Genomic DNA, 21,247 nt, shown 5'->3' with positions numbered 1-21,247 from the left:
GGCGATGAGCAGGTTCGAGGTCGACAGCGCGCAGGTCGCGCAGGCCAGCGCAGCGGTCCAGGCGTCGGCGACGCAGTTGGGGGCGGAGGTCGACGCGATGATGCGGCACCTGCTGGAACTGCAGGCGAGCTGGCGGGGTCAGGCGTCCTCGTCGTTCCAGCACCTGATCGGCGAGTGGCGGGGCACCCAGGAGCGCGTGCGGGCGAGCCTGGAGGAGATCCAGGCGGCGTTGGCCGCCGCGGGCCGGCAGTACGAGGACGTCGAGGCCTCGGCCGTGCGGATGTTCGCCGGCTGAGGTCCGGGGTGGGCCGATCAGCCCGGCGGGCTCAATGGGCTGACGGTCAGGGCCGGGCGGTCAGGCAGCGGCGGGCGAGGGCGGGCGACACCGGGCGGGCGGCGACCAGGACGAGCACCGGGTCGTACGGGCCCGGTGCGCCGAGCTCGGCCAGCAGCCCGTCGAGGAACGGCTGCGGCGCCGTGTGCGCGCCTTCGACCAGCAGGACGGCGGGCGTCCGCCGCGCGCGCTGGACGGCGCGGGCCGGCAGGCCGTCACCGCCGGCCATGGCGGGGTGGCAGGTGATGCGGACCAGGTCGCGACCGAGGACCGCGGCCAGACCCTCGGCGAGGGACTGCCCGGCGTGGCTGTGCTCGGCGTGGCGGTGCTCGGCGTGGCGGTGCTCGGCATGGCGGTGCTCGGCATGGCGGTGCTCGGCCCCGTCGGCCTCGGGGTCGGCGGGCTCCACGAGAATCGGCCGGTGCAGGGCCAGGGCCAGCCAGGCCACCGTGGCCAGGTCCGTCGGCACCGGGTGTCCGACGGCGGCCAGGCTCCCGCACAGGCCGCCCGGGGAACGGGCGGGGCCGGGCAGGTCGCCATCGACCCCCAGGCTCTGCAGAGCGCTCATGGACGAGATCTACGCCGCCGGTGCCGGCGGCGTAGGGTTTTCCGGCTCAGGACCGCCCGATCGGCGTCCAGATCGCCTTGGCCTCCTTGGCCCCGTACCGCGACACCAGCACCTGGTCGACCACGGCCTTGGCGGTGACCTTGTTCGACTTCTCGATCTGCTCCAGCGTCGCGTTGCCGGCCGGGACGGTCGCCGAGATGTCGAACTTCCAGCGGTTCGCCTCACGGTCGAACCGGATCGTCATCGTCTGGGTGCTGTCCTCGAGGCCGAGCTTCAGCTGGGCCGTGGCCTGGGTGCCGTTGACCTTGACGTCGCTCAGACCGGTCTGCGGCAGGGAACCGTCGCCGATCGCGCCGTTCTTGACGCCCGACGCGACGATCGCCTGCGGGGTACCCGTGCGCAGCACTTCGGCCGGGACGTTCTTGCGCAACGACAGCACGGTCAGCTGGTCGATCGGCGTCGCCTTGCGCAACGTCTTCTCGTCGTCATCCAGCGCCTTGTCCCGCAGCCCGTCGAAGTAGGTCAACGTCTTGGCGTTCACCCAGGTCGCCGCGGTCTCGCCGTTCTTGTTGCTGACCGCCGAGGCATAGGACTGGTAGTCGTGCTCCACCGCCTGGGCCGGGGTCTGCGCGGGGGTGTCGGACCCGCAGGCCGAGACCCCCAGCAGCATGGAGACGGCCAGCGCCGCTCCACCCAGACCGGTTCCCCGTCGCCTGCTGACGTTGATCTGCCGCACCGCTGATCTCCCTGCGCTCACCGAGGGCGACGACGCCGTCGCCCTGACCGTCAGGACGTACTCCGACGGCTACCAGAGAGTAACCCAGGTCACGTCCGCCCACCTCCACAGTCACCCTCTTCACAGCCGCCGCCACCCGAGGACTCACCCTCCCGGGCACGCCTAGGATGATGGGACCATCCACGCCGGCGTCGGGAACGGGCGCCGCCGTACCCCGACCGGAGGCTGTGGTCATGACCTTGGTGGCGGGGGTCGACTCCTCGACCCAGGCGTGCAAGGTGGTGGTCCGCGACGCGGACACCGGCGAACTGGTCCGCAGCGGCCGCGCGACCCACCCCGACGGCACCGAGATCGCCCCGGCCCACTGGTGGGACGCGCTGCGCACCGCGATCACCGACGCGGGCGGCCTGGACGACGTGGCCGCGATCGCCGTCGGGGCCCAGCAGCACGGCATGGTCGCGCTCGACGGCGCCGGACAGGTGGTCCGGGACGCCCTGCTGTGGAACGACACGCGCTCCGCGGACGCGGCCGCCGAACTGGCCGCGGCGCACGGGGGTCCGAAGGTCTGGGCCGAGGAGGTCGGCGTCGTCCCGGTCGCCTCGTTCACGATCAGCAAGCTGGCCTGGCTGGCCGGGCACGAGCCGGCGAACGCCGCCCGCACCGAGGCCGTCTGCCTGCCGCACGACTGGCTGACCTGGCAGCTGTCCGGCGCCGTCGGCCTCGACACCCTGACCACCGACCGCGGCGACGCCTCCGGCACCGGCTACTGGGCGGTGCCCACCGGTGAGTACCGGCCCGACCTGCTGCAGGCCGCGCTGGGCCGCGACGCCGTCCTCCCCCGGGTGCTGGGCCCCTCGGACGCGGCCGGGCGCACCGCCGTCGCCGGGGTGAGCGAGGGAGCGCTGCTCGGGCCGGGCACGGGCGACAACATGGCCGCCGCGCTCGGGGTCGGCGCGCGCCCCGGTGACGTCGTGGTCTCGATCGGGACGTCGGGCGTGGTGTCCGGCATCGTCGACACCCCCTCCGCCGACCCGACCGGGATCGTGGCGGGATTCGCCGACGCGACGGGCCGCTACCTGCCGCTGGTCTGCACCCTCAACGCCGCGCGGGTCCTGGACGCCACCGCCCGGCTGCTGCGCGTCGATCACGACGAGCTGGCCCGGCTGGCCCTGTCGGCCCCCGTCGGCTCGGGCGGGCTGGTGCTGGTGCCCTACCTGGAGGGTGAGCGGACCCCGAACCGGCCGAACGCGACGGGCGCCCTGCACGGCCTCACGCTGCAGACGGCCGACGCCGCGCACCTGGCCCGGGCGACCGTCGAGGGGCTGCTGTGCGGGCTGGCCGACGGGCTCGACGCGCTACGGGCCGAGGGGGCCGAGATCCGGCGCGTGCTGCTGGTCGGCGGCGGGGCCCGGTCCGAGGCCGTGTGCCGGATCGCCCCGCAGGTGCTCGGCTGCCCGGTCGTGGTCCCACCCCCCGGTGAGTACGTCGCGGACGGCGCCGCCCGGCAGGCCGCCTGGGCGCTCGCCGCGGCCTCGGGGGGCGACGTCCCGGAGCCGCCGTCCTGGCGGGCGGGCGGCGAGCAGACGTTCGAGGCCGACCCCACGCCACAGGTCCGCGAGCGGTACGCCCAGGTCCAGGACCTGACGGACAGCTGAATCCCAGGGTTTTCCAAGCTCACCGTGCGCTACTGGGGTCGGAGTGCCGCCTGCAGCGGAGCGTGACGGAGCGTCGGACGGAACGGACATCTCGGCAGGCACGTCAGGCGATGTTCTGCCAGGGTTCGCGGGTGGCTGACGCCACACCACCGCTGCCAGACCGTTGTCTTTGCGTGACCTTGTCGAGGCGAGATCCGCGTACGGTTTGTAATCAGCGTCGCCCGCTCGTTCGCCCTCACGGGTGGCTCCGGGTGGGCCCCGCTTCGGCTCGGGTCGAGCCCGCCAGAAGGCGGGAACGGCGGGCGGGGTTGAGAAGACGCCATCACGGCAGAGACGCCACCCCGGTCTTCGGCATGCGCCGAAGCCATGGGGCTCCGGCGCATGCCGCCGGGGAGGCTCGAACAGAGGGTGGGCGGCCGCAGGGCCGACGCGAGGGAGGACGGCGCGTGACGCAGGCCACGGAAGGTGACCCGAGCGCGAGTCCCGCCCTGCCCCTCGACGCGGCCGCCGTCGTCCCCACGCTCGAGTCCAGCCCCAGCCGCACGGAGCGCGCACGCCGGGTGCTGGCGCGCGTCGGCACGGCCGAGGTCATGGTCCTGCTGGCCGGGCTGGCGGTGTTCAGCTGGCACGTCGGGCGGCCCAGCCCGTGGTGGGACGAGGCGATCACCCGGGACGTGACGTCGCGGACGTCGGGCGAGATCGTCGACCTGGTGCAACACGTCGACCTCGTGCACGCCACCTACTACCTGTTCGTGCACGCGCTGCTCGGCACGTCGGCCACGGTCACACCGATCCGGCTGCTCTCGGTGCTCGCCGCCGCGCTCACCGGCCTGCTGCTGGTGCGGCTGGGCCGCGACCTGGACGCCCCCCGGGTCGGGGTGCTGGCCGGGGCCCTCTGGGTGGTGGCGCCGCTGAGCAGCCGCTACGCGCAGGAGGCCCGGCCCTACGCGATGGTCGCGCTGGCCGCCACGGCCGCGACGGTCGCGCTGGTCCGGCTGTGCCTGAAGCCCTGGCTGCACCGCCGTTGGGCGCTGTACGCGGGGCTGATCGTGCTGGTCGGCCTGCTCAACGTGCTCGCGCTCCTGCTGCTGGTCGTGCACCTCTGCTACGTCCTGGCCATCGACTCCCCGGCCGTGCGGCGACGCTGGCTGGTGGTGGCGGGCGGCTCGGTACTGCTGCTATCGCCCCTGCTGATCGCCAGCTCGCACCAGCGTGAGCAGGTCGCCTGGCTGCCGCGCCCGGCCTGGGGCCAGCTGACCGGTTTCCTGTCCGCGGAGTTCGCCGCCACCGCCACCGTGGTCGGCCTGGTGCTGCTGGCCCTGGTCGGCACGGTCCGGCGCACGAAGCAGGGCGGCACCCACGGACCCGCGCTCGCGCTGGGCCTGGCCTGGTCGCTGCTGCCCCCGCTGATCCTCTGGTCGGTCTCGCAGGTGCACCCGCTGTTCGACTGGCGCTACGTGTTCTTCACCGTGCCCGGCACGATGCTGGCCCTCGGGTCACTGGCCACGCTGCTGCGGGCCCGCTGGCTGGTCGCGGTCGTGTGCGTGCTGGCCCTCGGCGGCCTGCACATGCAGGAGGTCTACCGGTACATCGCCAGCGGCCACGCGGAGGACGTGCGGGGCGCCGCCGCGGTGATCCAGCAGAACGCGCAGGCCGGCGACGCCGTCCTGTTCCTGCCCGCGTCCCGCCGGGTGATCAAGCTCGGGTACCCCGAGGCGTTCGCGGCCACCGACGACATCGCCCTGAAGGCGGCCGGCGAGGACTCGGCCACCCTGTGGGGCGTCGAGGAGCCGGCCAAGGCGATCGGCAAGGAGCTGAAGAACCGCAAGCGGGTCTGGGTCGTGACCGGCCCGGGGCGGTTCGGCGAGGCCCAGGACGACAAGGTCGACACCCAGAAGGAACACCTGCTCGACGTCGGGTTCGACCTGGCCGGGGTCTACGACCTGCACGGCTACGAGGTGCGGCTGTACCTGCGTCACGGCACCAGCCCGCTCTCCCTGCGCGGCTGAGTCGTCCGGCACCGGCCTAGGCTGGGCGCGTGACCACCGCTACCACCCGGGTCGCGTTCACCGCGGTGACCCCTGAACCGCTCGACCTCGAGGCGCACGCCGCTGCCGTCGCGGGCCCCGGTCGCGGGGCCGTCGTCACGTTCGCGGGGGTCGTACGCGACAGCGACGGCGGCCACGTCGTCACCGGCCTCGAGTACGTGGGCCACCCGACCGCGCCCGACGTGCTGGCCGAGGTCGTGGCCGAGGTGGTGGCCGGCAGCGGAGCCGAGTGCGTGGCCGTGTCGCACCGGCTGGGCTGGCTGGAGGTCGGTGAGACCGCCTTCGCGGTGGCCGTGTCCGGCGCGCACCGGCGGGAGGCGTTCGAGACGGCGTCCCGGCTGGTCGACGAGGTGAAGGCCCGGCTCCCCGTCTGGAAGCGGCAGGTCTTCGACGACGGCTCCGCGGAGTGGGTCAACTCGGCCTGATGATCGGTGCGGGCGCCGGGAACGGGCGAGTTCCACTCGGTGGAACCCGGCTCAGTCGGTGATCTCGGCCGGGGTGTCGACGTCGGTGCCGTCCGCGACGTCACCGCACTCCACCAGCCGGACGTCGTCGCGCCCGGCCAGGTAGGCGCGCGCGCCCTGGTCGCCCACCGCCGCCGTGAGGACCCCCGCGAAGTGCTGCGCGCCCAGCAGCGTCGGATGCCCCGGCCGGCCGGAGTACGTGGCCCGGGCCAGCACGTCCGGTGCCGCGAGCGCGACCAGCCGGGCGACCGCCGTGGCCGTGACGCCCGGGATGTCCACCAGGGTGACGACCGCGGCGTCCACCCCGGCGACGGCCTGCAGCGCGGCCCGCAGCGACGCGGACATCCCGCTCGCCCAGTCCGGGGCGCGGACGACGTGAGCCGGCTCCGGCACCAGGCTCGCCACCTCGTCGGCGGCGGCTCCGGTCACGACGAGCACCGGCGCGCACCCGCCGGCCACCAGCGCCTCGACGGCCAGCGCCACCCAGGCCCGCCCGGCGTCGTCCCGGACCAGGCCCTTGGGCCGCCCGTACCGGCGCCCGGCCCCGGCGGCGAGCACGATCCCGGCGACCTCCACGCCCTCAGTGTGCCCGCAAAGACGAGCAGGGCGGGCCGCCGGTTGCCCGGCGACCCGCCCTGCTACGAGAACCGCTGTCCCGCAGGGGGATCAGAAGTCCATGCCGCCCATGTCCGGAGCGCCGCCGGCCGCAGCCGCCGCCTTCTCCGGCTTGTCGGCGATGACGGCCTCGGTGGTGAGGAACAGCGCCGCGATGGACGCCGCGTTCTGCAGCGCCGAGCGCGTCACCTTGGCCGGGTCGATGATGCCGTTGGCGATCAGGTCGACGTACTCGCCGGTCGCCGCGTTGAGGCCGAAGCCGGGCTCCAGGTTCGAGACCTTCTCCGACACCACGCCGCCCTCGAGACCGGCGTTGACCGCGATCTGCTTGAGCGGAGCGCTGACGGCGACCTTGACGATGTTCGCGCCCGTGGCCTCGTCACCGGTCAGCTCGAGCTTCTCGAACGCGACCTTCGACGCCTGGAGCAGGGCCACGCCACCACCGGCGACGATGCCCTCCTCGACGGCGGCCTTGGCGTTGCGCACCGCGTCCTCGATGCGGTGCTTGCGCTCCTTGAGCTCCACCTCGGTGGCCGCCCCGGCCTTGATCACCGCAACACCGCCGGCCAGCTTGGCCAGGCGCTCCTGCAGCTTCTCGCGGTCGTAGTCGGAGTCGCTCGCCTCGATCTCGGCGCGGATCTGGTTGACCCGGCCGGCGATCTGGTCGGCGTCGCCGGAACCCTCGACGATCGTCGTCTCGTCCTTGGTGATGACGACCTTGCGGGCCTGGCCGAGCAGGTCCAGGGTCGCCGTCTCCAGCTTGAGGCCGACGGTCTCCGAGATGACCTGACCACCGGTCAGGATCGCGATGTCCTGCAGCATGTTCTTGCGACGGTCGCCGAAGCCCGGGGCCTTGACGGCGATCGACTTGAACGTGCCCTTGATCTTGTTCACGACGAGGGTCGACAGCGCCTCGCCGTCGACGTCCTCGGCGATGATCGCCAGGGGCTTGCCGGACTGGATGACCTTCTCCAGCAGCGGCAGCAGGTCCTTCACGGAGCTGATCTTCGACTCGACCAGGAGGATGTACGGGTCGTCGAGGACGGCCTCCATCCGCTCCGGGTCGGTGACGAAGTAACCGGAGATGTAGCCCTTGTCGAAGCGCATGCCCTCGGTGAGCTCGAGCTCGAGGCCGAAGGTGTTGCTCTCCTCGACGGTGATGACGCCTTCCTTGCCGACCTTGTCCATCGCCTCGGCGATGAGCTCGCCGATGGCCGGGTCGGCCGCGGAGATGCTCGCGGTGGCCGCGATCTGCTCCTTGGTCTCGACCTCCTTGGCCTGGTTCAGCAGCTCCTCGCTGACGGCGGCGGTGGCCTTCTCGATGCCCCGCTTGAGGGCCATCGGGTTGGCGCCGGCGGCGACGTTGCGCAGGCCCTCGCGGACCAGCGCCTGGGCCAGCACGGTGGCGGTCGTCGTGCCGTCACCGGCGACGTCGTCCGTCTTCTTGGCGACCTCCTTGACCAGCTCGGCGCCGATCTTCTCGTAGGGGTCGTCGAGCTCGATCTCCTTGGCGATGGACACACCGTCGTTGGTGATCGTGGGGGCGCCCCACTTCTTCTCCAGGACGACGTTGCGGCCCTTCGGCCCGAGGGTGACCCGGACGGCGTCGGCGAGGGTGTTCATACCCCGCTCGAGGCCGCGACGGGCTTCCTCGTCGAACGCGATGATCTTGGCCATCGGTTGGTGTTCCCTCCACGGACGGGTGGGTGGTCGACCGGGAGACGCCCGCGACGGACGAGGGGCCACGGACCGGTCACGTCCCGGTCCGGTACCTCTCTCGCCTGCCCGATCGGAAGCGAACTTGTCACTCTCACCTCGAGAGTGCCAGCTCCATGATTAGCACTCGACCCTACCGAGTGCAAGCCGCTCAGCCCCTGGTGAACGCCTCAGGCGTCGTCGTCCGCCAGCAGTTCGAGGGCCCGGACGGCGGCCAGCAGCCGCTGCCGCTCGGCGGCGGGCAGCCCGGCCAGGCGCTGGGCCAGCTTGGACCGGCGCGCCCCGCCGACGCCGGACAGGACCGCCTCGCCTGCACCGGTCGCCGAGACCAGGCTGGCCCGCCGGTCGGCCGGGTCGGGTGAGCGCTCGACGTACCCGCACTCCTCCAGGAGGGCGACGATCCGGGTCAGCGTCGGCGGGGCCACCCCCTCACGGGCGGCGAGGTCGCCCAGGCGCATCGGCCCCGACCGGACGAGCGTGGCCAGCGCCGAGATGCTGCCTGGGCCCAGCCCGGACTCGTCGCCGCGGCGCAGGGTGCGGGTCAGCCGCCCCAACGCGACCGACAACCGGGCCAGCACCTCGTCGTCCTCGATCACACCAGTGTCAACGTCCGTGACGACGTCCGCGTCCCCGACCACGTGCCCTCCTCCCGTCGACGCCCCGGCCGTCAGTTGCCTTCCTGCCGAGTGAACACGGAGGCGACGGCCGCGACGACCATCATCGCGGCTGCGGCGACGAAGACCACCACAAGACCGTCGTGGAACGGGCCGGAGACCAGGTTGGGGAAGAACTCCTTGCCGGTCAGGGTGGCTGCGTTCGTGGGCGACAGCTTGGCCAGGTTGTCGGCCCCCAGCAGCTCGCTGATGGGGTTGAAGCCGAGGAAGGCCGCGAAGAGCGAGCCGACGGGCGGGATGGCCCCGACCTGCTGGGCGACGCCGCTCGAGACGCCGTGCGCCTCGAGCCCGGCGGTCATCGTGGTCGGCAGGTGCGCGGCCAGGCCGGCGATCATCAGTGAGAAGAACACACCGATCGACAGTGACGACCCGGCGTTGAAGAACGTGCCGCGCATCCCGGCGGCGGCCCCCCGCTGGTCGGGCGGAGCGGCGCTCATGATCGCCGAGGCGTTCGGGGAGGCGAACATGCCCGACCCGACGCCGTTGAAGAACACCAGCGCCGCGAACACCCAGTAGTTGAAGTCGACCGGGATCACGATGAGCCCGATGAAGGTGGCCGCGGTGATCAGGAGGCCGGTCACGGCGAACAGCCGCGACCCGAACCGGTCCGACAGCGTGCCGGAGATCGGGCCGGCAGCGATGAACCCGACGGTCAGCGGCAGCAGGTAGATGCCCGCCCACAGCGGGGTGGACTCGTAGCTGTACCCGTGCAGCGGCAGCCAGATGCCCTGCAGCCAGATGATCAGCATGAACTGCATGCCACCGCGGCCCATGCTGGCCAGCAGGCCGGCGAAGTTGCCCAGGGCGAAGGCCCGGTCCTTGAACAGGCCGAGCCGGAACATCGGGTCCTCGACGTGGTTCTCGACGACGACGAAGGCCACCAGCAGGGCGGCGCCGCCGATCAGCCCGGCCAGCACCCAGGGGTTCGTCCAGCCGGTGGAGTGCGTCCCGTAGGGCTGGATGCCGTAGGTGATGCCGGCCAGCAGGGCGCTCAGCCCCACGGCGAACGTGATGTTGCCCAGCCAGTCGACCTTCGAGGGCCGCCGGTCACCGAGCTCGTGCAGCGAGCGGTACGACCAGATCGTGCCCACCACGCCGATCGGCACGCTGACCCAGAACACGGCCCGCCACGACACCTCGGAGAGCACGCCCCCGACGATCAGACCGAGGAACGACCCGGCGACCGCGGCGATCTGGTTGACGCCGAGCGCCATGCCGCGATTGTGGGGCGGGAAGGCGTCGGTGAGGATCGCCGTCGAGTTGGCGAACAACATGGCGCCGCCCACGGCCTGAACCAGGCGCCACCCGATCACCCACAGCGCGCCACCGCCGCCGGACAGCGGGGTGAGCGCGAGCGCGACCGAGCCGACCGTGAACACGACGAAGCCGAGGTTGTACATCCGGACCCGGCCCACGCTGTCGCCGAGCCGACCCAGGCTGACCACGAAGACCGCGGTGACCAGCAGGTACCCCATGATCATCCACAGCAGGTAGCCGATGTTGCCCGGGGCCAGCGGGTTGAGCCCGAGACCGCGGAAGATCGCGGGGAGGCTGATCAGCATGATCGAGGCGTTGATCGTCACGATCAGCATCCCGATGGTCGTGTTCGACAGCGCCACCCAGCGGTAGGCGGGATGGTCGGCGTCCCAGCGCAGGGTGCGCGCCTTGGGCGTTTCGACGACGGGCTGGGGCTGGGACGGGGTTTCGAGGCTCACGTCCAGCAATATTACTTGTTGTACGCGAACTAAGTTGTCTCGGGGCACGTGAGAGCGGCCACACCGCCCACGCCTCCTACGGCAGCCGGGCCATCGCCGCGATCCGTTCGACCGCCTCACCCACGCGCTCGTCCAGCCCGCGCAGCACCTCCTGCCCCGCGCGACACGATCACGGGCTGTCGGTGGCGCCGGGCACCATGGCGGGGTGAGGGCCGGCGCGTACGTGGAGGTCGGCGCCGTGGCCGGCGGCTGGGCGGTGCGCCACGGCGCCGGGCTGGAGCAGGTGGACGACGCCGGCCTGGTCGCGCTGGCCGCCCGCCTCGAGGGGGCGGCCGGCCCTCTCGACGCGTCGCCGCGCTGGGTCTGGGCCTCGACCGCCGCCGTCTACCCGGTGCTGCTGCGGGGCGGGGTACGGGTGCGACGGTGCCACGACCTCGGGCTGACCGAGGCCCTCCTCTCCTGGCACGCCGGCGTGGCACCCCCGGGAGCGGCGTTCGGTGAGGTGGGGGCCGATCGGGCGGACGTCGTCCAGGCCCAGCTGTTCGAGGCGACGGCCGCCGGTCCCGACGGGCCCGACCTGAGCGAGCAGCTGGGCCGGGTGGAGGCCGCTCGGGCGGTCAGCCCCGGCTTCCCGATGCTCGTCGCGGCCGAGTCGGCGGCGGCGCTGGCGGCCGCGGAGATGGGCTTCGTCGGCCTGCCGTGGCGGGCCGACGCGCACGACGCGCTGCTGACGCAGCTGCTCGGGCCGCGGCCGCGATGGGGGCGACCGGCCGTGCTGCAGTCGCTCGCCGAGACGATCGCGGCGACCCTGGAGGCCCCCCGGCTGAACGTCGACTCCCCCGTCGAACTGTTGAAAGCCCTGCATCGGGCGGGGATTCCGGTGGAGACGACGCGGGCCCACGAGCTGAAGTGGCACGAGCATGCGGTGGTCGAACCGCTGCTGCAGTACAAGGAACTGGCCCGGTTGCACGTCGCGCACGGGTGGGCCTGGCGCGACCAGTGGGTGCGCGACGGGCGGTTCCACCCCGAGTACGTCCCGGGCGGTGTCGTGTCGGGGCGGTGGGCCACCCGCGGCGGCGGGGCCCTGCAGATCCCCCGGGCCGTGCGTGGCGCCGTCGTGGCCGACGCCGGGTGGAAGCTGGTGATGGCCGACGCCGGCCAGCTGGAACCCCGTGTCCTGGCGGCCCTTTCCCGTGACCCGGGAATGGTGGCGGCCACCCGGGCGGGGGACCTCTACACCGAGATCGCGACCCGCGCCCTGGGTCGGGCCGACGCGCGGGCCGAGGCGAAGCTCGCCCTGCTGTCGGCGATGTACGGCGGGGGCGGAGGTTCCGGGGCGGCCGGTCTCGCGGCGTTACGGCGCCGGTTCCCCGCCGCCCTCGCACTGCTGGAGGACGCGGCCCGCCGTGGCGAGGACGGTTTGACCGTACGCTCGGTGCTCGGCCGTACCTGCCCGCCACCGGGTGAGGGCTGGCAATCGGCGCCGGAACCGGTGGCACTGGCGAGATCCCGTGCCCGGGGCCGGTTCACCCGCAACTTCGTCATCCAGGCGTCGGCCGCCGACTGGGCCAACGCCCTGGTGGCGGGGCTGCGCCTGCGGCTCGCGGGCCTGGGCCGGGCGCACGGGCGGGCCGACCTGGTCTTCTTCCAGCACGACGAGGTGATCGTGCACGCGCCGGAAACCCTTGCGGAGGAAGTGGTCTCGGCCGTGACCGAAGCCGGCGAGGAGGCCACCCGGCTGGTGCTCGGTGACGTGGGCGTGCACGTGCCGCTCCAGGCGGTGGTGGCCGACTCGTACGCCGAAAAGGGTTGAGGGTCGGTTCAGCGGAACCGGCCCCCGTGGTGCCGGCGACGCGTACCGACCGGGGCAGCTCGCCCGTGTTGAGCGAGCTGCCCCCTCCTCAGCTGCTGTAGTCGAGCATGTGAACACCTTCGGCGAGGCCGAAGATCCCGACGAACACCACGGCCAGGAACAGAATCAGGAGTAGACCGATGACCTGCTTCCAGAACCGGACCATGATGTAGGCCGTAAAGAGGGCGGCGAAGACGATCACCGCGAGGCTATCCATCGCAATCACGTCTTAACGTCGTCAAGGCGTGCTTTGCTGACTTCAGGGGCGTAGCTTTCTTCATAGCGGCCTCCTTAACTGGCTGAAGTGCCCCGGGATGGGTCTGAAGCTCGGGAGAGGCCCGGCCGCCGGGAAGCCCTCGTGTCGCCACACGTGGGCTTCCGCCGCTTTGGGGCCCTTCACCTGCGCTGATGCGCCTGTGAACGTTGGGTCTCAATCTGGCGCGTCGCTTGCGCGCCAGCCTCTTGGCGAGAACTATTCAGCTGTCATATGCCTCCTCCCCTGGCGGTTGGCATATGCCGATGACTCGAGAGTAGAGTGCCCGCTTTCGTATGTCATTAGCGCATCTGCAACGATCGTTGGCAATTGACATCGCGCACGGAGAGGGTTGGCGATGGCGGGCAAGTCTTCCAACCCCACGGTGCGCCGATTGGAACTCGCGGCCCGGTTGCGCGAGCTCCGCATCCAAGCTGGCCGCACGGTTGATGAGGCCGCTGCCGAGTTGATGTGCTCCCCAGCCAAGATCAGTCGCATGGAGACCGGAGGGCGCGGCGTCCAACCCCGTGACATCCGCGACCTGAGCCGCCTGTACAACCTGACGGAGGCGGTCCAGAAGGAACTTCAACAAGCAGCCGCCGACGCCCGCAAGCCGGGTTGGTGGCAGGACTACCGGTCCCTGGACGAGCAGGTTCGTACCGTCGTCGCCCTCGAAGACGCTGCCGCCGGGATGTTTATGATCGAGACCCTCAGGTTTCCAGGGCTTCTCCAGACACCCGACATTACGCGCGGCCTCCTCGATCGCTTGCGCCCGCCGGGGGAGATGGGGCCAGACCTTATTGCGGATCTGGTGGCCACACGGAAGCGTCGACGGGAAAGGCTCATCGATGGCGCCATCGCGGCGCACTTCGTGATCGACGAGGCGATGTTCAAGCGTGAGATTGGTTCGCCGGACATCATGGCCGCCCAGATCGCCTCCTTATTGGAAGATTCCGAGCTACCGAACGTGACACTTCAGGTGGTGCCCTTCGCCACCGGGGTGTATCCCGCGACGGATGGTTCGTTTCAGATCTTGACCTTCGATGCGGACACCCCGCTCCACGATGTGGTCTACGTCGAAGGCTTGTTGGGAAACTTCATTGTCGACACGGACGAGCACGTGACTCATTACCGCACCGTGTTCGAAGACGTAGTCGAGCGCTTTGCGCTGCCCGAGGAGCAGAGCAAGGCGTGGTTGCGCGCTGCCCGCCAGACATGGGCCGCTGCCGCATGACCACAGCCCTTGCCCCGTCCCCGGCCACCAAGAGCTTCCTGCCAGATAAGGACACGGGGAGGAAGAAGGGGGTTGTTGCGAACCGCGCATACCCTGGCAAGACCTGACGTGGTGGCTCAGGCTGCCATTCATAGGTCACCGGAGGTGACCATGCCGGTCTCGAGCCCCAAGAACAGAGGAGGCTCCAAAGTGACCGGTCCGGACGAAACCGGCTACCGCATCTCGTCGTACTGTGGTGGTTCAGGTTGCGTTGCTGTTCAACTGGGAGGCGAAGTCAGAATCCGAGACTCGAAGCAGGCCTCGGGTCCCGAACTCGTCTTCGACGCGGGAGAATGGACGGCTTTTGTCGCAGGGGTAAAGGCAGGCGAATTCGACCTCTGAACAGACGCTTATCGCCCGGAGGAGGGCCTGCGACCGCACATTCTGCGGTTGCAGGCCCTCTTCTCTGTCCATCTGGACGTCTTCGCATCGCACCTGTTGTCGATTTCGCCATGTCCACCTAATCTCGAAAGTCAAGGCGTCGCGGCGCGGAACCTGTAGGGGACCGGGGTCGAGGCCGAGGCGCCCGAGCGGGGAGGTGCCTAATGGCTCATGGTCGACTGGAAAGCAACGGCTGGCAGGTTTCGTCGTACTGCGCCGGTTCGGGATGCGTCGAAGTGCAGCGCGGGGACGAGGTCCGGGTGCGCGACGCCAAGACGACCGCTAGTCCGGTGCTGACCTTCGACCGCGACGAGTGGCGGGCGTTCGTGGCCGGCGTCAAGGCCGGGGAGTTCGACGTCTGAGCCCTAGTTCGGCGAATGATGTTGGGGCGCAAACGGAAACAGCCGCCCCGGTTGGACGCGGGACGGCTGGTCCGTCGATTTCGGTGCGGCGGTTACGCCCCGGGGAAACCGATCACTGTGCGGGGCGAACCGCCTCGGCCTGCGGGCCCTTCTGACCCTGCCCGACCTCGAACTCGACCCGCTGACCCTCGTCGAGGGAGCGGTACCCGTCCATCTGGATCGCAGACCAGTGGACGAACACGTCGGCGCCACCACCGTCAACGGTGATGAAGCCATACCCCTTTTCGGCGTTGAACCACTTGACGGTTCCCTGAGCCATTCCTGCTCCTGCTGTGTCACTCCGACGACCTGGGCACTTCGCCCACGTCGGGTCTCACGCTCGCCGCCAACCCCGAGGGGATGTCGGGATGGTCCAACGTGCGGGCCTCTTGCGTGATGCAGGGAGGACGTGCTCATCGAACTGTTCGACCACTCCATACACTAGCGTCTCCCTAGCCCGTGTGGGGGATCCCTTCCTCATCCGCTCTACGCTGATGACATGGTCGAACCGAGACCCCGCAGACGACGGCCACCCGCCTCCCGGCCTGCGGCGATACGGCTGCGGCGGGCCGTCAACTGGGTCAACCTGGCCACCCCGTTGGGGTTGCTGGCGGCCAAGCTCGGGCACGCGCAGCTGCGCCGGGGTGAGTTCGGGCTGATCATCGCGAGCGGCTACCGGGGCTTCCTGCCGGTGAGCGGGCGGGCCATGACGATCGGGGACGTCGTGCTGCTCGGCATCGACGAGGAGCGCCTCGCCCACCGCCCGCACCTGCTGCGCCACGAGGCCCGGCACGCCGGTCAGTACGCCCGGTGGCTCGGGCCCCTCGGCTTCCTGCCCGCCTACGGTCTCGCATCGGCGTGGTCGAAGTGGCACACGGGAAACCCCGCGCTGCGCAACGGTTTCGAGGTGGCCGCCGACCTGCATGAGGGCGGCTACACCAGTAGTTGAGCTACGTCGCGTCGGAGCCGAGCGCCATCTTGATCGTGCCGCTGCCGGACACCGAAGCGTTCTGAATGATCGTGCCGAACCCGAGGTCCCTGACGATCTGCCGGGCGGTGGGCTTCAACGCCGCCGACGGGTAGTAGACCTTCGTGGTAGCCAGCCCCCGCTCCTGGGAGTTGCCGGTCTTCACCACGTTCCAGCCGTCGGCCTCGAGGCTGGCCTTCACGCGTGAGGCCAGACCCTGCACCGAGACGGAGTTCAGGACGACGACGTCGACGGACTTGTCGACCGTGGCCGCCGACTGGGTGCGGGCCGGGGCGCTCTGCGTGGTCTGGGTCGTGGCGCTCTGGGTGGCCTTCGGGGTGGCACTGGCGCTCGCGCTGGGGGTGGTGTCGTCCTCGGCGCCCGCCACGCTCTGGGTCGGGTTCGACCCGCCGGTCAGCACGGCGTAGACGCCTCCGGCGACGAGGAGGATGACCGCCACGCCGGCGACGATGGGCACCGCACTCGGAAAGGCACGGGCCCGGGCGCGGTGGGCGCCCTTGCGGCTCGCCTCAAGGGGTGCCGCGGCACGTTCGTCGACGGACGACCTGGACATTCGCATTACTCCCGGCGGACCTGGGCGCCGCGGCCGGTACCGCGACGACGGGACAGGCCCTCATGCACCGAACGCCCTGGTCACCCCGGCACGACGCCGGGACTCCCGAGTGCGTCGCAGACGCTTGACCACCATCGGGTCGTGCGCCAGCGCCTCAGGCCTGTCGATCAGAGTATTCACGACCTGGTAGTACCGGGTGGACGACATGTCGAAGAGTTCGTGGATCGCCTGCTCCTTCGCCCCGGCGTATTTCCACCATTGCCGCTCGAAAGCGAGGATTTCGGTCTCGGTCTCGGTGAGCATGCCGTGAACCTTTCACGGACCACCGACAGTCTGCGTTGCGAGGGAGGAGGCGCCCAGGCGCCGACGGCGTCGGGCTACCGTCGTTACTCCATCGTGTCCAGGATGGTGAGCACGTCGTCCTCCGAGGTCAACGGGTTGACGATGGCGAACCGGGTCACCGTGCGCCCGGCGTGCGTGGTGGGCGTGACCAGCGCCGTCCCGTTCACGAGCAGCCCCTGCGACCAGACCGCGTAGTCCTCCGGCGTCCACCCGACCCGGTGGAAGCCGACCACCGACAGGTCCGGCTCGTGCAGCAGCTCCAGGTAGGGCCGGTTCCGGATCTGGTCGGTCGCGAACCGGGCCACCTCCAGGGTGCGCTCGATCGCCACCGTGTAGGCCTGCGTGCCGTGCACCGCCAGCGAGAACCAGAACGGGAGGCCGCGGGCCCGCCGGGACAGGCCGATCGCGTAGTCGCTCGGGTTGATCTCCTCGTTCTCGGTGACCACGTCGAGGTACCCGGCCCGCTGGGTGTGGGCCCGCCGCCCGTCCGCGCGGTCGCGATAGATCAGGGCGCAGCAGTCGAACGGCGCGTACAGCCACTTGTGCGGGTCGACCACGAACGAGTCTGCGCGCTCGATGCCGTCGAACTTGGCTCGCACGGTCGGTGCGCACAGCGCGGCCAGCCCGTACGCGCCGTCCACGTGGAACCACAGGTCCTGCTCGGCGCACACGGCCCCCACCCCGGCGAGGTCGTCGACGATGCCGAGGTTCGTCGTCCCGGCGGTCGCGACGACGGCGAACACGCCGTCGTGCCCCGCCTCCTCGAGCGTGCGGCGCAGCCGCTCGCCGGTGAGGCGCCCGTCGTCCCCCACCGGCACCCCGATGAAGTCGACGTCCATCACGTCGCACGCCGCGATCACCGACGAGTGCGCCTGGTCGGTGCCGGCGATCGCCCAGCGCGCCGGCAGGTCGCCCGCGCGCCGCAGCCGGGCCTTGTGCCGGGCCGCGACCAGCGCCGACAGGTTGCCGACGGAGCCGCCGGGCACGAACACCCCGCCCGCGGTCTCCTTCGGCAGCCCCGCCATCCCGGCCAGCCAGGCCAGCGCCTGGTTCTCCGCGTAGATCGCCCCGGCGCCCTCGAGCCACGTGCCGGCGTAGAGCCCCGAGGCCCCCACGACCAGGTCGAACATCGACGCGGCCTTGGTGGGGGCGGAGGGGATGAAGGCGACGTACTGCGGGCTGTCGACCGAGATGCAGGACGTCGACAGCTCCTTGTCGAACAGTTCCAGGGCGCGGGCGCCACCGATGCCCTCGGGGGTGACCGTCGCGCCGACCGCGGCGGTCAGTTCGTCCATGCTGCGGGGCCCGTCGAGGGGGATCGGGTCGAGCGCCATCCGGTCCCGCGCGTACTGGATGACGGCCTCGGCCAGCTGCTTCGCGCTCTCGTCGAAGGTGTGCACGACGTCAGTCTGCTCGCCCCCGTCGTCCGGTTCGATAGATTCACCCGTCGTGGCGCGCCGTCCGCTTGCTGAAGTGATCGCCCCTGACTGGGCCCAGGCTCTCTCGCCCGTCGAGGAACGCATCAACGAACTGGGCGACATGCTGCGCGCCGAGGTCGCCGCGGGCCGCTCGTACCTGCCGGCCGGCGACCGCGTGCTGCGGGCCTTCCACCAGCCGCTGGACGACGTGCGCGTGCTGATCGTCGGGCAGGACCCCTACCCGACACCCGGGCACCCGGTCGGGCTGTCGTTCTCAGTGGCGCCCGGGGTGCGGCCGATCCCGCGCAGCCTGCAGAACATCTACCGCGAGCTGGTCAGCGACCTGGGGGTGCCGATGCCGACGTCGGGCGACCTCACCCCGTGGACCGAGCGCGGGGTGCTGCTGCTCAACCGGGTGCTGACGGTGGAGCCGGGCAAGTCGGGGTCGCACCGAGGGCGCGGCTGGGAGGACGTGACCGAGGCGGCCATCCGCGCGCTCGTGGCCCGCGACGAGCCGCTGGTCGCGCTGCTGTGGGGCCGCGACGCGCAGACGTTGAAGCCACTGCTGGTCGACGTCCCGACCATCGAAAGTGCCCACCCGTCACCGATGTCCGCCGATCGCGGGTTCTTCGGGTCGCGGCCGTTCAGCCGGATCAACGCCTACCTCGAAGAGCTGGGCGACGAGCCGATCGACTGGACGCTGCCCTGACGTCGAAGGGGCACGTCCTCGTCACCGGGGCCCGCGGATACGTGGGCCGGGCGGTGGTCTCGGAGCTGGCCGCCGACGGATACGAGCCGCGGGAACTGCTGGGGGACATCCGTTCCGGCGCTTCGCTGGCGGACGCCGTCCGCGGGGTGGTCGGGGTCGTGCACCTGGCCGGGGTGGCCCGGGTCCGCGACGCGGGGGTCACCGAGCTGGAGTCGGTCAACGCGGGCGGGACGGCGACCCTCCTGTCCGTGCTGTCGGCCGCCGGTTCCCGGGTGCCGGTGGTGCTCGCGTCGAGCGCGGCGGTGTACGGGTCGTCGGGCGGGCGACTGTCGGAGGCCTCGGCCGTCGCGCCCGTGAACGCCTACGGGCGTTCGAAACTGCTGGCCGAGCACCACCTCGCGGCCTACGAGGGCCCGACGGTGGCGTTGCGGTGCTTCAACGTGGCGGGGGCGCTGCCCGGGATGCCTGACGCGGACGGCACGCGCATCGTCAACCGGGCGCTGGCCGTGGCCCGCGGGTCGTTGGACTCGCTGACGATCAACGGCGACGGGACGGCCCGGCGCGACTACGTGCACGTGGCCGACGTCGCCGCCGCGTACCGGCTGGCGCTGGAGTCGTCCCTGTCCGGTCTGCACGCGGAGAAGCGCTGCTACGTGGTCGGTTCCGGGGTCGGGGTCTCGTTGACCGAGATCGTGGCCGCAGTGGAGGCCACCACCGGTCGTCCGGTGCCGGTGACGTACGGGCCGGCCGGTGACGAGGCCGCGGAGCTGGTGGCCGACCCGGCATTGGCCGCGCACGACCTGGACTGGGAGCCGCACCGCTCCCAGCTGGGCCGGATCATCCACGACGCCTGGACCGCGACGAGCGCCACCTAGCTGGTCTTCACATCACGTCAACGATCGGGAACCAGCACCGTGCAGCGCGGGCCCGGGGCGCCGGCGATACCCCGGTCGAGGGTGACCAGCGGGACGTCGAGGAGTTCAGCGAGGGCCACGTGACTCGCGTCGTAGATGGAGAGGTGGCCCCTCAGCTGCCACGACCGTTCGGCGAGCACCTCGTAGGGCCAGACCTGGAGGGGCAGTCGCAGGAGGTCGGCGTGCGCCTGCGCCGCCTCACCGCTGGGCAGAGCCCCCGAGAGCTCGAGCCGACGCAGGATGTTGGCGCTCTCGAAGAGGGCCAGGTGTGGGGCCGCCAGATCGCTCATCGCCAGCAACTGCGCGGCCCACTGACCGTCGGCCTCATCAGATGTGAGCGCCGCGACGATCGCCGAGGCGTCGCAGACGTACGTCGCGCGGGTCACTTCCGGTCTTCGTCCCGCGCCTCGAGAATGACTCCGGTCGCGACCCGGGCGCCCGAGGCCAGGACCCTCGCCCGGGCCCGTGCGATGACATCGTCGGGAGTGGGACGGGTGGCCGTGTCGATCAGCAGGCCGCGCAGGAACTCCTGCAGGGACTTGCCCGCGCGCGCCGCCCTGGCCGCCAACTCGTCCCGGACATCGTCGGGCACGTCTCGGACAGTGATCGCGACACTCATGGCGTCATATTAGCTGCATTGCCTGCAGACTGCAGATGCCTCACTGAGGCTGCAGACCAGAACGTCGTGGCAGACGGGTGACCCCGGCGCAGAACGAACCGGTGGCGGTCGACGGGACGCGGAAGTGCTGCCGTCGGCCGGGGAGGTGCTCGTGGACTCGACCGAGCGCAGCACGCCGCCATGGCAGCGGTCGGCGGGGGCGCCGGCGTGCCCGGCCTGCGGGAAGACGTGCCCCGCCGACGGCGACACCTGCGAGCACTGCGGGGCCCTGCTGCACCCGCAACGGCCGGACCGCGGCTCGAACCGGGCGGTGGCCGACCCCTTCAACCCGTGGTCGGCCGTGCAGGACCTCAAGGCCTTCATGCCGCCCCCGGGCGACACGCCTCGGGCACCCACGCCGACGCCTGTCCCGGCCACCGGAGCGCCGGTCGACGGCGACGGGCCGGTGCCGCCCGATCCGGTGGCCGACGCCCCCGCCGCACCGAGCGGCTCGGTCCCGGCCGCGATCCCGGCTCCCGGCGTCCCACCGCCGCCCGGATCACCACCGGCTCCGGCCCTCCGGACGCCGGACGAGCCGCCGCCGGCTCCGGGCCTCCCGCAGGCACCGGGCCAACCGCACGAACCGGGCCTACCGCACGAACCGGGCCACCCGCACGTTCCCGGGCTCCCCCAGGTCCCCGGCCAACCCCAGGCACCCGCAGTACCGCAGGCACCCGGCCAACCCCAGGCACCGGGCGTGCCGCCGCTCCCCGGCGCCCTCCGGCTGCCCGGCGGCCGGGTCCCGACCGTCCTGCCCCCGGGCCTGTCCCGGGCGGCCCTCCAGGCGATCTACGAGAAGGCCTGCGAGGTGCCGGACCCTCCGGCGGCGCTGGACGGCAACGTCCCGCTCCCGGTGGTCCGGCCCACCGGACCGCACGTCTGCGCCCGTCCGGGCGCCCTGCCGGGCCCGGTGCTGTCGCCCGCCCTCGCCCTCTGGTTGAAGAGCGCCGCGACCGGTCTCGGCCGGCCCGAGGTCTGAA

25 protein-coding genes are annotated in these 21,247 nt (G+C 71.6%); 12 read left to right on the top strand and 13 right to left on the bottom strand.

Annotated elements, in window-relative coordinates; all coding sequences use genetic code 11:
- The first annotated feature begins 4 nt into the window (after window positions 1-4).
- Window positions 5-295: a WXG100 family type VII secretion target gene (locus tag ACIB24_RS05440; RefSeq protein ID WP_398276249.1), complete on the top strand. Its 291-nt coding sequence runs from the start codon at window positions 5-7 to the stop codon at window positions 293-295.
- A gap of 46 nt (window positions 296-341) precedes the next feature.
- On the opposite strand, the gene ACIB24_RS05435 is transcribed toward ACIB24_RS05440, so the two are convergent.
- Together ACIB24_RS05435 and ACIB24_RS05430 are read right to left on the bottom strand one after the other, a co-directional pair.
- Window positions 342-902 carry a hypothetical protein gene (locus ACIB24_RS05435; RefSeq protein WP_398276246.1) on the bottom strand — a complete coding sequence of 187 codons (561 nt, stop codon included), beginning with the start codon at window positions 900-902 and terminating at the stop codon, window positions 342-344.
- 46 nt (window positions 903-948) lie between these two features.
- Complete coding sequence (locus ACIB24_RS05430; RefSeq protein ID WP_398276243.1) at window positions 949-1,638, bottom strand: hypothetical protein; 690 nt, start codon at window positions 1,636-1,638, stop codon at window positions 949-951.
- Between the two features lie 233 nt (window positions 1,639-1,871).
- On the opposite strand from ACIB24_RS05430, the gene xylB reads away from it, so the two are divergent.
- From xylB to ACIB24_RS05415, 3 genes are all read left to right on the top strand, one after another.
- A complete protein-coding gene (xylB, locus tag ACIB24_RS05425; RefSeq protein WP_398276240.1) occupies window positions 1,872-3,293 on the top strand; it encodes a xylulokinase in 1,422 nt (473 codons plus the stop codon).
- Between the two features lie 446 nt (window positions 3,294-3,739).
- Entirely contained in the window at window positions 3,740-5,302 is a 1,563-nt protein-coding gene (locus ACIB24_RS05420) for a hypothetical protein (RefSeq protein ID WP_398276237.1), read from the top strand.
- A gap of 29 nt (window positions 5,303-5,331) precedes the next feature.
- The gene (locus ACIB24_RS05415) at window positions 5,332-5,766 is read left to right on the top strand and encodes a molybdenum cofactor biosynthesis protein MoaE (RefSeq protein ID WP_398276234.1); all 435 of its coding nucleotides are present in this window, start codon (window positions 5,332-5,334) and stop codon (window positions 5,764-5,766) included.
- Between the two features lie 51 nt (window positions 5,767-5,817).
- Here the strand turns inward: ACIB24_RS05415 and ACIB24_RS05410 are convergent, their stop codons facing one another.
- The 4 genes from ACIB24_RS05410 to ACIB24_RS05395 all read right to left on the bottom strand — a co-directional run bounded on the left by ACIB24_RS05410 (window position 5,818) and on the right by ACIB24_RS05395 (window position 10,402).
- Window positions 5,818-6,381, bottom strand: a complete 564-nt coding sequence (locus ACIB24_RS05410; RefSeq protein ID WP_398276231.1) for a nucleotidyltransferase family protein — start codon at window positions 6,379-6,381, stop codon at window positions 5,818-5,820.
- A gap of 90 nt (window positions 6,382-6,471) precedes the next feature.
- Window positions 6,472-8,097 carry a chaperonin GroEL gene (gene groL, locus ACIB24_RS05405; RefSeq protein WP_398276228.1) on the bottom strand — a complete coding sequence of 542 codons (1,626 nt, stop codon included), beginning with the start codon at window positions 8,095-8,097 and terminating at the stop codon, window positions 6,472-6,474.
- Window positions 8,098-8,306: 209 nt separating this feature from the next.
- Window positions 8,307-8,774 carry a MarR family winged helix-turn-helix transcriptional regulator gene (locus tag ACIB24_RS05400; RefSeq protein WP_398276225.1) on the bottom strand — a complete coding sequence of 156 codons (468 nt, stop codon included), beginning with the start codon at window positions 8,772-8,774 and terminating at the stop codon, window positions 8,307-8,309.
- 29 nt (window positions 8,775-8,803) lie between these two features.
- Window positions 8,804-10,402: an MFS transporter gene (locus tag ACIB24_RS05395; protein WP_398276784.1), complete on the bottom strand. Its 1,599-nt coding sequence runs from the start codon at window positions 10,400-10,402 to the stop codon at window positions 8,804-8,806.
- Window positions 10,403-10,730: 328 nt separating this feature from the next.
- Between ACIB24_RS05395 and ACIB24_RS05390 the strand changes: the two genes are divergently transcribed.
- A complete protein-coding gene (locus tag ACIB24_RS05390; RefSeq protein ID WP_398276222.1) occupies window positions 10,731-12,338 on the top strand; it encodes a bifunctional 3'-5' exonuclease/DNA polymerase in 1,608 nt (535 codons plus the stop codon).
- A gap of 88 nt (window positions 12,339-12,426) precedes the next feature.
- On the opposite strand, the gene ACIB24_RS05385 is transcribed toward ACIB24_RS05390, so the two are convergent.
- Window positions 12,427-12,594, bottom strand: coding sequence for a hypothetical protein (locus ACIB24_RS05385; protein WP_398276219.1), 168 nt, complete (start codon window positions 12,592-12,594; stop codon window positions 12,427-12,429).
- Window positions 12,595-12,988: 394 nt separating this feature from the next.
- On the opposite strand from ACIB24_RS05385, the gene ACIB24_RS05380 reads away from it, so the two are divergent.
- From ACIB24_RS05380 to ACIB24_RS05370, 3 genes are all read left to right on the top strand, one after another.
- A complete protein-coding gene (locus ACIB24_RS05380) occupies window positions 12,989-13,864 on the top strand; it encodes a helix-turn-helix domain-containing protein (protein ID WP_398276216.1) in 876 nt (291 codons plus the stop codon).
- Window positions 13,865-14,014: 150 nt separating this feature from the next.
- Window positions 14,015-14,245: a DUF397 domain-containing protein gene (locus tag ACIB24_RS05375; protein ID WP_398276214.1), complete on the top strand. Its 231-nt coding sequence runs from the start codon at window positions 14,015-14,017 to the stop codon at window positions 14,243-14,245.
- 203 nt (window positions 14,246-14,448) lie between these two features.
- Window positions 14,449-14,646, top strand: coding sequence for a DUF397 domain-containing protein (locus ACIB24_RS05370; RefSeq protein ID WP_398276211.1), 198 nt, complete (start codon window positions 14,449-14,451; stop codon window positions 14,644-14,646).
- A 112-nt stretch (window positions 14,647-14,758) separates the two neighbouring features.
- Here ACIB24_RS05370 and ACIB24_RS05365 read toward each other — a convergent pair whose 3' ends face one another.
- On the bottom strand, window positions 14,759-14,965 hold the full coding sequence (locus tag ACIB24_RS05365) for a cold-shock protein (protein ID WP_398276209.1): 207 nt from the start codon (window positions 14,963-14,965) through the stop codon (window positions 14,759-14,761).
- A gap of 219 nt (window positions 14,966-15,184) precedes the next feature.
- Between ACIB24_RS05365 and ACIB24_RS05360 the strand changes: the two genes are divergently transcribed.
- On the top strand, window positions 15,185-15,634 hold the full coding sequence (locus ACIB24_RS05360) for a hypothetical protein (RefSeq protein ID WP_398276206.1): 450 nt from the start codon (window positions 15,185-15,187) through the stop codon (window positions 15,632-15,634).
- Window position 15,635: 1 nt separating this feature from the next.
- Here the strand turns inward: ACIB24_RS05360 and ACIB24_RS05355 are convergent, their stop codons facing one another.
- From ACIB24_RS05355 to ACIB24_RS05345, 3 genes are all read right to left on the bottom strand, one after another.
- A complete protein-coding gene (locus ACIB24_RS05355; RefSeq protein WP_398276204.1) occupies window positions 15,636-16,112 on the bottom strand; it encodes a LytR C-terminal domain-containing protein in 477 nt (158 codons plus the stop codon).
- A 174-nt stretch (window positions 16,113-16,286) separates the two neighbouring features.
- Window positions 16,287-16,529, bottom strand: coding sequence for a DUF3263 domain-containing protein (locus ACIB24_RS05350; RefSeq protein ID WP_398276201.1), 243 nt, complete (start codon window positions 16,527-16,529; stop codon window positions 16,287-16,289).
- Window positions 16,530-16,612: 83 nt separating this feature from the next.
- The gene (locus ACIB24_RS05345) at window positions 16,613-17,968 is read right to left on the bottom strand and encodes a pyridoxal phosphate-dependent decarboxylase family protein (RefSeq protein ID WP_398276198.1); all 1,356 of its coding nucleotides are present in this window, start codon (window positions 17,966-17,968) and stop codon (window positions 16,613-16,615) included.
- Between the two features lie 49 nt (window positions 17,969-18,017).
- On the opposite strand from ACIB24_RS05345, the gene ACIB24_RS05340 reads away from it, so the two are divergent.
- Together ACIB24_RS05340 and ACIB24_RS05335 are read left to right on the top strand one after the other, a co-directional pair.
- Window positions 18,018-18,695, top strand: coding sequence for a uracil-DNA glycosylase (locus ACIB24_RS05340; RefSeq protein WP_398276195.1), 678 nt, complete (start codon window positions 18,018-18,020; stop codon window positions 18,693-18,695).
- Window positions 18,680-19,570, top strand: a complete 891-nt coding sequence (locus tag ACIB24_RS05335; RefSeq protein WP_398276781.1) for an NAD-dependent epimerase/dehydratase family protein — start codon at window positions 18,680-18,682, stop codon at window positions 19,568-19,570. The genes ACIB24_RS05340 and ACIB24_RS05335 overlap by 16 nt, the downstream gene beginning before the upstream one ends.
- Before the next feature lie 17 nt (window positions 19,571-19,587).
- On the opposite strand, the gene ACIB24_RS05330 is transcribed toward ACIB24_RS05335, so the two are convergent.
- A complete protein-coding gene (locus tag ACIB24_RS05330; protein WP_398276192.1) occupies window positions 19,588-19,995 on the bottom strand; it encodes a type II toxin-antitoxin system VapC family toxin in 408 nt (135 codons plus the stop codon).
- A complete protein-coding gene (locus ACIB24_RS05325; RefSeq protein ID WP_398276189.1) occupies window positions 19,992-20,228 on the bottom strand; it encodes a FitA-like ribbon-helix-helix domain-containing protein in 237 nt (78 codons plus the stop codon). The genes ACIB24_RS05330 and ACIB24_RS05325 overlap by 4 nt, the downstream gene beginning before the upstream one ends.
- A gap of 151 nt (window positions 20,229-20,379) precedes the next feature.
- Here ACIB24_RS05325 and ACIB24_RS05320 point away from each other — a divergent pair, with 151 nt between their 5' ends.
- Complete coding sequence (locus tag ACIB24_RS05320; protein WP_398276186.1) at window positions 20,380-21,246, top strand: hypothetical protein; 867 nt, start codon at window positions 20,380-20,382, stop codon at window positions 21,244-21,246.
- Window position 21,247: the final 1 nt, after the last annotated feature.

This window comes from Spongisporangium articulatum (assembly GCF_044465595.1).
GTDB classification, from domain to species: Bacteria; Actinomycetota; Actinomycetes; order Actinomycetales; family Kineosporiaceae; genus Spongisporangium; species Spongisporangium articulatum.
This window is presented reverse-complemented; position numbering and strand designations above follow the sequence as displayed.